9 protein-coding genes are annotated in these 12,073 nt (G+C 50.6%); 4 read left to right on the top strand and 5 right to left on the bottom strand.

The window, feature by feature from the left end:
* Positions 1 to 122: 122 nt before the first annotated feature.
* The 4 genes from ACJAZW_RS07510 (at position 123) to pcp (ending at position 5,481) form a co-directional block, all read left to right on the top strand.
* Positions 123 to 1,301: an EAL domain-containing protein gene (locus ACJAZW_RS07510; protein WP_415156648.1), complete on the top strand. Its 1,179-nt coding sequence runs from the start codon at positions 123 to 125 to the stop codon at positions 1,299 to 1,301.
* A gap of 159 nt (positions 1,302 to 1,460) precedes the next feature.
* The gene (locus ACJAZW_RS07505; RefSeq protein ID WP_415156646.1) at positions 1,461 to 3,062 is read left to right on the top strand and encodes a putative bifunctional diguanylate cyclase/phosphodiesterase; all 1,602 of its coding nucleotides are present in this window, start codon (positions 1,461 to 1,463) and stop codon (positions 3,060 to 3,062) included.
* A gap of 213 nt (positions 3,063 to 3,275) precedes the next feature.
* Positions 3,276 to 4,739 (top strand): NAD-dependent succinate-semialdehyde dehydrogenase, encoded by a 1,464-nt coding sequence (locus tag ACJAZW_RS07500; RefSeq protein WP_415156644.1) that lies wholly within the window; start codon positions 3,276 to 3,278, stop codon positions 4,737 to 4,739.
* Between the two features lie 94 nt (positions 4,740 to 4,833).
* The gene (gene pcp, locus ACJAZW_RS07495) at positions 4,834 to 5,481 is read left to right on the top strand and encodes a pyroglutamyl-peptidase I (RefSeq protein WP_415156642.1); all 648 of its coding nucleotides are present in this window, start codon (positions 4,834 to 4,836) and stop codon (positions 5,479 to 5,481) included.
* Positions 5,482 to 5,606: 125 nt separating this feature from the next.
* Here pcp and ACJAZW_RS07490 read toward each other — a convergent pair whose 3' ends face one another.
* From ACJAZW_RS07490 to ACJAZW_RS07470, 5 genes are all read right to left on the bottom strand, one after another.
* A complete protein-coding gene (locus ACJAZW_RS07490; protein WP_415156640.1) occupies positions 5,607 to 7,004 on the bottom strand; it encodes a serine hydrolase domain-containing protein in 1,398 nt (465 codons plus the stop codon).
* Between the two features lie 292 nt (positions 7,005 to 7,296).
* Complete coding sequence (locus ACJAZW_RS07485; RefSeq protein WP_415156638.1) at positions 7,297 to 8,571, bottom strand: NAD(P)/FAD-dependent oxidoreductase; 1,275 nt, start codon at positions 8,569 to 8,571, stop codon at positions 7,297 to 7,299.
* Between the two features lie 71 nt (positions 8,572 to 8,642).
* Positions 8,643 to 9,776 (bottom strand): Gfo/Idh/MocA family protein, encoded by a 1,134-nt coding sequence (locus tag ACJAZW_RS07480; protein WP_415156636.1) that lies wholly within the window; start codon positions 9,774 to 9,776, stop codon positions 8,643 to 8,645.
* Between the two features lie 3 nt (positions 9,777 to 9,779).
* The gene (locus ACJAZW_RS07475) at positions 9,780 to 10,838 is read right to left on the bottom strand and encodes a sugar phosphate isomerase/epimerase family protein (RefSeq protein WP_415156634.1); all 1,059 of its coding nucleotides are present in this window, start codon (positions 10,836 to 10,838) and stop codon (positions 9,780 to 9,782) included.
* A gap of 46 nt (positions 10,839 to 10,884) precedes the next feature.
* Complete coding sequence (locus ACJAZW_RS07470) at positions 10,885 to 12,006, bottom strand: Gfo/Idh/MocA family protein (RefSeq protein ID WP_415156632.1); 1,122 nt, start codon at positions 12,004 to 12,006, stop codon at positions 10,885 to 10,887.
* Between the last annotated feature and the right edge of the window lie 67 nt (positions 12,007 to 12,073).

The raw sequence follows: 12,073 nt of genomic DNA, 5'->3' as shown, positions 1-12,073 counted from the left end.
ATATGCATTTTTGAATGTAATATTGGTTCCAAACGCTCCCTTTCGTATTTAACGTAAGTATATCTTCATATATTTGGAAAATTATTACCCCTAGTTTTGGCTGGATCACTCCTGGGGGGAGCGTGCCTAAAAAAATCAGATTGAGCGTTTCGCAATTGCTCTATGAAGTGGCCATATTGCTAGCAGGGACATTCACGTCCTGGTGGTTTTTCACCTATGCCAACATTGTGGATCGCCTACAAGGTCTCCTGCAATCGGCGCAAGACACCAATGTTGATGAACTGATGCTTGCCGGTGCCTTTATGATTTTTTTGGTCATGGCGCGCTTATGCCAACATTGCACCACGACAGCGCACAACAAAATCACGTCGCAGCTCGTCAATGACATGCATGCAGATTCTATCGCACACGCAGGCTCTCACGTGACGGATCATCCTGACGTTCATGCTCAATCCGTTTGTGTAGAGCCAAGCGAAAGCGACGTTCATTTTGGCTACCAAACAGACATTGACCACATAGAGCATAGGCTGCGCAGCGCGATAGCGCGGGAAGAATTGACAATTCACTACCAGCCATATTTTTGTGTGCGCAGCAACAAATTGGCTGGTTACGAAGCCCTGGCCCGTTGGCCACAGCGCGATGGCAGCTTCATTCCACCCAGCATTTTTATAGAGGTGGCTGAAAAAACCGGCCAAATCGGTGAACTGTCCACCATGCTGTTTAAGATTGCCTGCAATGAAGCTAAGAGCTGGCCGTCGCACCTCACTTTGTCATTTAACATCTCGGCGCTGCAATTGCATGAACTGGATTTTGCGAGTGATATCATCAGCCTTTTGCAAGAATTCGGCCTGCCGCCACACAGATTGGAACTCGAGTTAACTGAGAGCACACTTGTGTTGGAAGGCAAACGCGCGGGCACGGCGCTTCGCGAATTGCGCGCGTTGGGCGTTAGCATTTCTTTGGACGATCTTGGAACTGGGTATTCAAGTTTTCTGCGGTTGGCGAAAACGCCGATTGATAAACTCAAGATTGATCGGCATTTCGTTGCGGAATGTTGTGGCGATTATCGTGTGAAAAAAATCGTCGAAGCGATGGTGGCCTTGGGTAAAAGTCTTGATGTTGTTGTGGTTGCCGAAGGGGTGGAAACCGAACAACAGCTCCACATCATAAGCCAAATGGGCTGTGATATTGCGCAAGGATTTTTGTTGGGCAGCCCGCGGGATGCAAAACACGTCAATCACGACATTAGCTATGAGGCATCGGTGGTCGTTCCGCTGGTCAGTCGCTTGCAGGCAAGCTAGCCAGACCATGCTATCTTGGTTGTGGGTGCGAAAACCATGTAAAAACTTAACTATCTAAGCATATATACGAGCCTCGGACCTGTTTCCATTCGGGGAAAATTAAATCTCGTCCCGTACGCTGGCGCTAAAGCGATCACGCAGAAAGAACGAGAAAGCTAAATGGGCAGCAAAAAACCGCTAAAATCAGGCAACGCCAGAACAGATGCTTTGATCATAGCTGCGGTTGTTGTGGCGGTTTGGTCCTTTGTTGCGCAATGGGAACCTTTGACGTTGGTCTCCAAATTATTTGGAGACTTGGAGAGCTACAATCTACGCGAGGCAATGCGGGGCCTGATTTTAGCTGGGATTGGCAGTATGGTTTTTGCGTTGCGGCGCCATGCGGATTTTCGAAGAGAAGCGCTAGGGCGCGGTAACGCTGAAGACGAAATCGTTTGGCTCACCCAACATGATCCATTGACCCGTTTGCCTAATCGTCAGTGTTTGCAGAGTAAAGCTGAACAACTGGAAGCTTCGATCTCGCAACACCCCACAAAACTCTACGCCGTTCTGGCGCTTGATCTGGATGGCTTTAAGGCCGTCAACGACCTGGTGGGGCATGCTGGGGGTGATGAATTGTTGGTCCAAGTCGGTGATCGGCTAAAGTGGCTGCTTTCTGAGCACCAGGTCTTTCGCCTGGGGGGCGACGAATTTGCTGCCTTGTTGAGCGTTACGCACAAGCAAGACGCGCTGCAAATTGCACAAAAAACAACTAAGGCACTCGAAAAGCCCTTTGAAATTAAGGGTATTCAGGTGGAAATCGGCGCATCAATTGGCATCGCAATGATGCCCGAACACACGACCTCGCTTGATCGTGCATTGGAGTTTTCAGACCTTGCAATGTACAAAGCAAAAAAACAGTCCAAGGGTACGTGCCAAATGTTCACCCAAGGCATGGGCGCAGAAATTGTAGAACGCTCAAGGATAGAATTGGAGTTACGCCGAGCAATCGGTGGTGATCAAATCTGCGTTCATTATCAACCCTATATTGACCTCAATACGGGCGAAATTCTGGGGTTTGAGGCACTGGCACGCTGGCGCCAAGCTGATGGGACGATGATCCCTCCAAGTATTTTTATCGGCATTGCAGAACAGTCTGGACAAATTATTGAACTGTCCGAATCTCTGTTCAAAAAGGCATGCCTTGCCGCATGTGATTGGCCAGACGACAAAACATTGTCATTCAATTTGTCGCCATCTCAACTGCGCGACCGATTGCTGAGCGCTCGTATAATTGGCATGTTGTCAGAATGCGGGTTGCCCCCGCACCGCTTGGAGCTAGAAGTGACCGAAAGTTGTTTTGTGCATGATCACGAGACAGTAATCGCAACCCTTGTTGATCTAAAGAACGCGGGCATTCGAATTGCACTCGATGATTTTGGTACGGGATATTCAAGCTTCTCGCGTTTGACGAAAATTGAATTTGACAAAATCAAAATCGATCAGCTGTTCGTTCAAGAATGCGGCGAGAGTGAGCGGATGGCAAAAATTGTAGGGGCAATCTTCGCGCTTGGTAAGAATTTGGAAACAACGATTGTCGCCGAAGGTATCGAGACCACGGCACAGCTGGAGGCGATGAAGGCATTTGGTTGCGACATCGGTCAAGGTTATCTGTTTGGAAGGCCCGAGGCTGAAGACGTTACGGTGGACCTGATTGCTGGCATAGATTCTGAGGCGGACAAAAAACGCATCGTGCCACCGCTCAGTCGCTTGCAGGCAAGCTAACGTTCGGGCTGGTTCACTATTCTTGCCATCTGCCAAAGTCATGAATGTTTGTGAATGCATCATTCAAAATGATCATGGATTATTTGATCAAATTGCAGCGATATGGGGTGACATAGGCGAATTCACTCGCTACGCTTGTGGCTCTTCGTCATTTTTTCCGTCAACAATTGATATAGCCTCTCGATTCGGGCCGATTGTTGAGAAAGGTATGCCATGTTGGATATTGCGTCGAAATTCAAAATGTCTCAGGCCTATATTGATGGCCAGTGGGTAAATGGAAGCACGAACAAAAGTTTCGCTGTGACCAACCCCGCCAATGGTGAGCATTTGGTCGATGTTGCCGATGCAACACAAGCAGATGCACTTGCAGCAATTGCCGCTGCAAAAGCTGCTTTTAAGCCGTGGGCGGCGAAAACTGCCAAGCAACGCTGCGATATATTGCGTAAATGGAACGATTTGATTTTGGCCAATGTGGACCAATTGGGTGCGTTGCTTGCCACCGAGCAAGGTAAGCCCCTCGCGGAGGCAAAAGGCGAAATCATTTATGGTGCCAGTTATATCGAATGGTTTGCCGAAGAGGCACGGCGCGCTTATGGCGACATAATCCCGGCGGCTCGCCCAAACACTCAAATCGTGGTGATGAAACAGCCCGTGGGCGTTGTTGCGGCCATCACACCATGGAATTTCCCCAACGCCATGATCGCCAGAAAAGTTGCGCCCGCCTTAGCTGCTGGGTGCACAATTGTGATCAAACCTGCGCCCGAAACGCCGCTGTCGGCCTTGGCGCTTGCCGTTTTGGCTGCGGAGGCAGGTGTCCCTAAAGGCGTGCTCAATATTCTACCCACCACACACACCGCAGAGGTGGGCGACGTGCTCACCAAGCATGAAGACATCGCAAAAGTGTCGTTCACCGGATCGACAAATGTTGGCCGTCTGATCATGCGCAATGGCGCGGAAACGGTAAAAAAACTGTCGCTTGAATTGGGGGGCAATGCCCCCTTCATCGTGTTTGATGATGCTGATTTGGACGCGGCGGTTGAAGGTGCTCTGAACTCGAAATTCCGCAATTCAGGTCAAACGTGCGTATGCGCCAATCGGCTGTATGTACAGGCCGGAATTTACGACGCATTCGCGACAGCTTTTGCAAAACGTGTTGAAAGCCTTAAAGTTGGAGATGCGTTTGAAGATGGTGTGACGCAAGGGCCACTGATCAATCCAAATGCGCTGAAAAAGGTTGAAGAACTGGTGGCTGATGCCGTGGCAAAAGGCGCTATTGCTGCAATCGGTGGTCAACCGCATACGCTGGGTGGCCTTTACTATCAGCCGACAGTTTTGCGTGATGTGCCGCTCAACGCGCGCGTTCTCAAAGAGGAAATTTTTGGTCCCGTTGCACCGTTGGTTAAATTTGAAACCGAAGAGGAAGTGATTGCGCTTGCTAACGATTCAGAATTTGGTTTGGCGGGCTATTTCTTTGCGCGTGATATTGGCCGTGTTTGGCGTGTTGCTGAAGCGCTGGAATGCGGCATTGTTGGCGTAAATGAAGGTGTTACATCCGCGGTTGAAGCGCCGTTTGGTGGCGTCAAACAATCTGGTCTTGGTCGTGAAGGCAGCCACTATGGCTTAGATGACTATTTGGAAGTGAAATATGTGCTGATGGGCGGTTTGGGCCGCACTTAAAAGACGTCGGCTCACGTTTCCATGTTTCGCATAGTCAACCGATCTGCGACCTGACTATTGACCTCAATTCGCGCAGTCACGGGGCGAAATCGGCATGATGCAAAAAATTCTTCTTACCGGTTTCGAGCCCTTCGGTGGCGAGCTGACAAATCCATCAATGGAGATCGTCCATGCGCTCGACGGCGAGGGCAGCATGAATTGCGCTGTTGTTTCAGCGATATTGCCAGTGGAACGCTTTCGGTCGGTACGGGCCGCCATCAAACTCATCGAGCGACATAAGCCAGATATTGTTGTGGCTTTGGGGGTTGCGGTTGGCCGCACAAACATTACACCTGAAAAAGTGGCAATAAACTTTGACGACTTTCGCATTGCGGACAATGGGGGCAACCAACCAATTGGCGAACCGATTTCATCGACCGGCCCAGCGGCCTATTTCGCAACGTTGCCCGTCAATCTGATGGTACGCGAAATCAGGAATTGTGATGTGGGTGCCGCTGTTTCTTTTTCAGCCGGCACCTTTGTTTGCAACCATCTCATGTATGGTATTTTGGACCATATTGATCGCAACAATTTGCCAATTCGCGCTGGATTTATCCATGTGCCGCAAGCAACAGAGTTTGCCCAACGCACTGCCGTGCCTTCTTTGCCCTTAGCGGAAATGGTCGTGGCAATCAGACGGTCGATCTTTGCGGCAGCGAACGCGGCAAACGATGTGCAACAAATTGGCGGCGAAATTCACTAGCTCGGACTGAAAAATACGCCAACGCCCGTGTGGCTGCTTCAGCGTCGAAAAGCCTCGCCGATATGAAAAACGCTTTCGTTTCTCTCCTCAAATCAGTCTATTTTGCACCCAGTCCAGACCTGTTCTCAATTCAGTCCAGACCCTAGTGCATTGATGATTTGTGACACCATCATTTGCGGTCGATAACCAAGCTTGGATGGTGTTAAGCCCATTCGAACGATCACCAAACCTTGAGAGGGAATAATAGCCACGGATTGCCCATCATGTCCCAGCATCCAGCGTGTATCCAGCGGAAAATCAAACCCTTCGTCCGGATCAATGCCATCGGGCACCCCAGCATCTGGGCCATGCAACCAAATTTGCCCGTTTCCATATTCGGGCCGTCCCCACGGGGCCAACGAGATATCAGCACCCTTGGTCATCCACGACAAATAGTCTGCTCCAATCAAACGACGTCCGCGCCAAACGCCCTTGTTAAGGATGAGCTGTCCAAGCCGCGCCCAATCGCGCGCAGACGCATACAGGTACGATGAGCCAGCATATGTACCTGCCGCATCGGTTTCAAAAGTGGCGCTGCGCATGCCCAGCGGGCCGAACAAGTTTTGATGTGGCAACAGCAAAGCGCCCTCACTTGCCGCTTCCTGCCAAATCTTAGACAATAAAACAGTGGTGCCCGATGAATACTGGAATTTGTGGGGCAAGTCTTCATTATCCATCGGCAGCGACGCGGCGAAAGCGGCCATATCAGGCTCTAAATACAGCATGCGTGTGACATCTGAAACGCTGCCATAGCCTTCATTCCATTGCAGTCCCGAACTCATGCTCATCAGGTCTTGAACGCGAATGCCTCGACGTTCGTCTCTTTGCCATTTTGGGAACAGATTGGCTGTTTTAGTGGTAAAATCCTCATCAAAAATAGTGCCCATAATCAAAGCGGTTACGGTTTTTGTCATTGACCAGCCAATGAGTGGCGTTTCGGCGTTGAAACCTGAACCATATGTTTCGCCGATCAATTGTCCATCCTTGATCACCACAACGGCGCGCATCTCAGGTCCGGTAAGCGTCTCATCGATCAGGATATTATCCAACCGCGCATTATGTTCGCCCATTGGCCAGGGCAATGGGGTGGTGAATTGCTCGATATCTGCATTTTCAAACGCTATTTGCTTCACCGCTTCCACATTGCCAGTTGGTGCGCTGGCGCAGCCCAAACCTGGACGGTAAACCGCAGTGCCCGTGGCGAACATGCCAAGAAATCGGGCGGTCACCACGCCATTTGGTTCGTCAACGTCAACATTAATGTAGCCAAGGATGGGATGGCCACCAGCTTGCACGTCAACATTCTGCACTTCGACCGGATCTCGGCCCGCAAGAAACACGTTTGAACATACAATCTTGGCAGAATAGTTGGAAGCAATACGCAACAGATCTGGCGGGACGATCACCAAATAGGCAATAATGCTCAAAACAAAAAAGACTATTGCGCCAGCCAATATTTTGGCTGCAAGCCCCATCCACCGCATCAGCTCGGCCTCCCCAACGCGAACAATTGGTGCGCATCAAATCAGATTTGACGCAGGGTGCAAGTGTTTTATCTTTTGCTGAATGGCGAATGGAAAAGGCTTGCGCAATAGCAGGCTAAGTAAATTGCAGCAGTAAAAACAAGCCGCCGCCTCAAAAAATATGTCGTCTAAATTGCCGGAGGCACCAAAAAAACAATGACCAAATGGCTAAATGCTTAGTTGCAACAGTTATATAGTACAGGTTTCACCCAGCAAAAATGGGATTAGGGTCTGAACTCAATTGAGTCCAGACCTAGCGTTCGTCCCAATAATCTTGAATTTGCATGCCCCAATAAGCAAATTGGGTGGCCAATCGTCCGACCGGCCCACCTGCCCATTGCGCTTTGAAAGGCGCGAAGTGCTTATATCGGTCACTTTTACCCGCAATCGCTTCGGCGGCCACAATTCCGATAGCTGCTGTGGTGTTCAGACCATGTCCGCCCGTTGCTGTAGCGGTCCAAATGCCGGGTTCCAATTCGGCGAGGACGGGCATCTTGTGGGTGCAATATCCCATCAATCCTGACCAGGCCTTGTCAATTTCAAGACCGGCAAGTTGCGGATAAATGGCCTCGATATCGCGTCTGAGAAGCCCAGATAATGCGCGGGGCTCAGATTTTTGTGTGGTGATGCGGCCACCCCACAACAAGCGGTCACCATCCTCAATTAGCCGGTAGTAATCTCCCGCGCGGCGGTTGTCGGAAATGCAGCCTTTAAAGCTTATTGCACTCGCGAGCTGTTCTTTCATCCGCTTTGTTGTCACCACATAGGTAGCCACTGGCAACACGGCGCTTTCGATTTTGGGAAACAAGTCATGCATATAGGCGCTGCCGCACAACACCACTTGTCCCGCTTTTACCATGCCACCAGCTGTTTCAATTTTGAAATGCCCATCATGTTTGTGAATAGCGCGCGCTTCTGAGCGTTCGCAGATTTGACCGCCATTTTGATCAATGTCCTTTGCCAGGGCTATGCAGTAGTTGAGGGGGTGGATGTGGAAAGCTGATTTGTCTTCTAGTCCCTGAAAATAGCGCGTGGTTTTGAGCTGCGCACGGACCTGCTCAGTGGGCCAAAACTGGTAGTTGGCGCCGTAAACGGTGCTAAGTTTTTCAACTGATTGCTTGAGTTTGTCGCCTGCATCATGACGAACCAAATTCAGCCAATTTTGTTGTGGCAGCTGACCGTTGGCAGCAAATCCTTCAATGTTTTGCCGAACATAGGCGGTGCCTTCGCGACTGATATCGAACAGGGCTTTTGCATGTGCAACACCCAGCTTTTTCTCCAAATTGAGAATACCTTCGGCATATCCATCGGAGACAAATCCACCGTTGCGCCCGGATGCACCCCACCCGATCTTGTTGCCCTCCAGCAGGGCAACAGATTTGCCGTGTTTGAGCAATTCACGTGCCGTGGTAAGGCCTGCTAATCCGCCGCCAATAACGCAAACGTCAACTTCGATGTTGCCGCTTAGCGGGGCAAAATCGGTCTTGGCAACGAGGGTATTTGCATAATAACTATCTATGTGTGGCATTTCAGATCAATTCTGTTGCAAACGAATTTTGCATGAGAATTGCACATCAATGGAGCGTCTAAAAGCTGAAACTACGCATCAATTGGTGTCCATTTTGCATCAGCATTGGATGACCTGATTGCCGCATCAATAAACCGCATACCCAAAATGCCTTCATCGATTGTGGGGCTCAGGCAATCTGGATTGCGACCGTTGCGTATGATGTCCGCAGCTTCATTGTAAATGGTCGCAAAACCTTCCAAATAGCCTTCGGGGTGGCCGGCAGGCACGCGTGTAACATTTGCTGCCACTTCGCTTGTGCCATGCCCGCCACGGGTCAGCAGATGTTTTGGTTCCCCTAGCATGCTGACCCACAATTGATTTGGATTTTCCTGGCTCCAATCGATCCCGCCTTTTTCGCCATAGATGCGAATGCGCAAATTGTTCTCGTTGCCGGGGGCCACTTGGCTGGCCCACAGATAACCTTTAGCGCCATTTTCAAATCGCAAAAGCATGTGCGCATCATCGTCAACCAACCGACCGTCAACAAAACGCGTCAGATCCGCCGCAATTTCGCGCACCGCCACACCGCTAATGAAGTTGGTGAGTTGAAACGCGTGGGTGCCGATATCGGCAATCGCCCCGCCCAAGCCAGATCGTTTCGGGTCTGCTCGCCAATCGGCTTGTTTGTTTTCTGCTGCATCAACAGCGGCGCTCAGCCAATCCTGCACATATTCAACTTGCACTCTACGCACTTTGCCAATCTGACCGGACTGCACGATTTCACGCGCTTGGCGCACCATTGGGTAGCCAGAATAGTTATGAGTGAGAATAAATTCAGCTTTTGATAATTTTGCAATTTCACCAAGCGCCAACGCATCATTAAGTGTTGCGGTGAGGGGCTTGTCGCAAATTACGCTGATCCCAGCTTGCAAAAATGCTTTGGCAACTGGAAAATGCATATAGTTTGGCGTCACCACAGAAACGGCCTTGATGCCATCTTGACGCGCTGCTTCAGCTTTCGCCATGTCTTCAAATGAAGCATAGGACCGAGATGGATCAATGCCCACCTCTGCCGCAGAAGCTGCCGCGCGCTCTGCGTTTGATGATAAAGCGCCTGCAACCAGTTCAAATTGATCATCAATCCGCGCGGCCATGCGGTGCACCGCGCCAATAAAAGCGCCTTGCCCACCGCCAACCATGCCGTATTTTATGCGTTTATGCATTTTCTATTCGATGCCCATCATTTTTCGTAGCGCGTTTTTATCTATCTCTCCACCTGCGAAATCGTCAAATGCGCGTTCGGTGCGGCGGATGATGTGGTCGGCAATGAAGGGAGCGCCTTCACGCGCACCATCTTCTGGATGTTTCAAGCAGCATTCCCATTCAAGCACCGCCCAACCGTCATAGCCGTGGGTCGCAAGCCGTGAAAAGATACCAGAAAAATCTACCTGGCCATCACCCAAGGACCGAAAGCGGCCTGCTCTGTTCAGCCAAGGCTGATAGCCTGAATAAACCCCCTGTCGTCCGTCTGGGTTAAACTCTGCGTCTTTCACATGGAAAGCGGAGATGCGCTCGTGATAAATATCGATGAAGGCAAGATAGTCCATTTGCTGAAGCAAAAAATGCGAAGGATCATAATTGATCATGCAGCGTTTGTGACCGCCGACGGCTTCTAAGAACATCTCAAATGTGGCGCCATCAAACACATCTTCACCGGGGTGGATTTCGTATGCGACGTCGACACCATGGTCCTCGTAAACATCCAAAATCGGTTTCCATCGGCGCGCCAATTCACCGAACGCTTCTTCGACCAAACCGTCCGGCCGTTGTGGCCAAGGGTACAGATAAGGAAAGGCGAGGGAGCCCGTAAAAGACACTGAAACGTCCAACCCAAAATTGCGTGATGCCTTTGCCGCTTTAATCAACTCGCCCGTTGCCCATTGTTGCCGGGCTTTGGGGTTGCCGCGCACCTGGGGTGGCGCAAGGCCGTCAAATTGTGCGTCATACGCGGGGTGAGCCGCCACCATTTGTCCAAACATGTGTGTTGACAACTCGGTTATCTCCACACCGTTTTCGCGACACACGCCTGCAATTTCATCACAATAACCAACAGAGCTGGCGGCTTTGTCCAAATCAAACAATCGATGGTCGCCCGCAGGCATTTGCACGCCTTTGTAGCCCAAATCGCCGGCCCACTTTGTAATAGCTGGCAAGGAGTTGAAAGGAGCGACGTCGCCCAAAAACTGTGCGAGGAATATGCCCGGACCTGTCATATTATTGGCCATGTCTGTCTACTTTCATTTTTGTCTGACTATTGTAGGCAATTGGCACTTATGCCAACAACTCTTTTGCCTGACTTGGGTTCAAAGGAGCAGGGCGCTCACAGCTTGTTGTCATTTCGATAAACTGACCTTTTTCGCCAGAACTCAAAATGCTGGTCATCACTTCAACGACGTGCAGCGCTAGCTCTTGCGAACAACGGTGTGCCCGACCCTGTGTGATCGCCACGGCCATATCTGAGAGCCCCGCACAACGGTAGTTGGCGTTTTCGCCATCGTTTGCAATAGCGAATGGGTGTTCCCAACCGCCGGGCAATTCAATTGCTTCACCGCGTTTGGTGATGCGGACGTCGCCGCCAAAGAAGTTTGGATCAGGGACGTGCACAGTGCCCTGTGTCCCGTAAAGTTCCATATTGGAATGCGTGTGTTCCCAAACGTCCCAACTGGTGACCAAACTGATCACAGCACCAGATACAAACTCCAAAATCGAGTGGATTGTGGTCGGCGTATCAACGGGTATGGTTTCGCCATTGCGGGGTTCGGACGTAATCAAACGTTCGCTCGAAGGCGTCGAGGTGATGGCGCCAACCCGCTTTACGGCACCAAGCAGCTGAACCAAGTTGGTCACATAATATGGCCCGATATCCAAAATTGGCCCCGCGCCCGGCTGATAAAAGAAATCTGGATTTGGATGCCAGTCTTCCATGCCATGACCCATAACAAAAGCTGTGCCAGAGGTGATCGTGCCAAGCAGACCCTGGTCGATCATATGCCGAACATGTTGGTGCGCGCCGCCCATAAATGTGTCTGGTGCAGAACCAATGCGTAGATTGTTTGCGCCAGCGATTTTTGCCAGCTCTGAACCTTCTTCAAGGCTCAACACATAAGGTTTTTCCGAATAGACATGCTTACCCGCTTCCAAAATGCGCTTTGAAACTTCAAAGTGGGCCGCTGGAATGGTCAGGTTGATCACAATTGAAATATCGTCGCTCGCGAGCAATCCATCAACCGTTTCCGCACGTACGCCGAACTCTTCAGCCCGTGCTTTTGCCGCATCCACATTGATGTCAGCGACGGCCCGCACTTCTATGCCCACGAAATTGGGCGAAAGCTTAAGATATGCTGCAGATATATTGCCGGCTCCAATAATGCCGACGCCTTGTTTTTTGGTCATGCTGATTACTCTTAATAGCTTTTGATATTTTCGATGGAGTTCTTGGCGAAGGAAAACGCGTCTGCTG

Origin of the sequence: Maritalea sp., assembly GCF_047634455.1 — a bacterium.
GTDB lineage: Bacteria > Pseudomonadota > Alphaproteobacteria > Rhizobiales > Devosiaceae > Maritalea.
This window is presented reverse-complemented; position numbering and strand designations above follow the sequence as displayed.

Bases quoted from the DNA above. Each gene is read 5' to 3' on its own strand.
- ACJAZW_RS07505 (WP_415156646.1), top strand. From the start codon at position 1,461: ATGGGCAGCAAAAAACCGCTAAAATCAGGCAACGCCAGAACAGATGCT.
- ACJAZW_RS07500 (WP_415156644.1), top strand. From the start codon at position 3,276: ATGTTGGATATTGCGTCGAAATTCAAAATGTCTCAGGCCTATATTGAT.
- pcp (WP_415156642.1), top strand. From the start codon at position 4,834: ATGATGCAAAAAATTCTTCTTACCGGTTTCGAGCCCTTCGGTGGCGAG.
- ACJAZW_RS07490 (WP_415156640.1), bottom strand. From the start codon at position 7,004: ATGCGGTGGATGGGGCTTGCAGCCAAAATATTGGCTGGCGCAATAGTC.
- ACJAZW_RS07485 (WP_415156638.1), bottom strand. From the start codon at position 8,571: ATGCCACACATAGATAGTTATTATGCAAATACCCTCGTTGCCAAGACC.
- ACJAZW_RS07480 (WP_415156636.1), bottom strand. From the start codon at position 9,776: ATGCATAAACGCATAAAATACGGCATGGTTGGCGGTGGGCAAGGCGCT.
- ACJAZW_RS07475 (WP_415156634.1), bottom strand. From the start codon at position 10,838: ATGGCCAATAATATGACAGGTCCGGGCATATTCCTCGCACAGTTTTTG.
- ACJAZW_RS07470 (WP_415156632.1), bottom strand. From the start codon at position 12,006: ATGACCAAAAAACAAGGCGTCGGCATTATTGGAGCCGGCAATATATCT.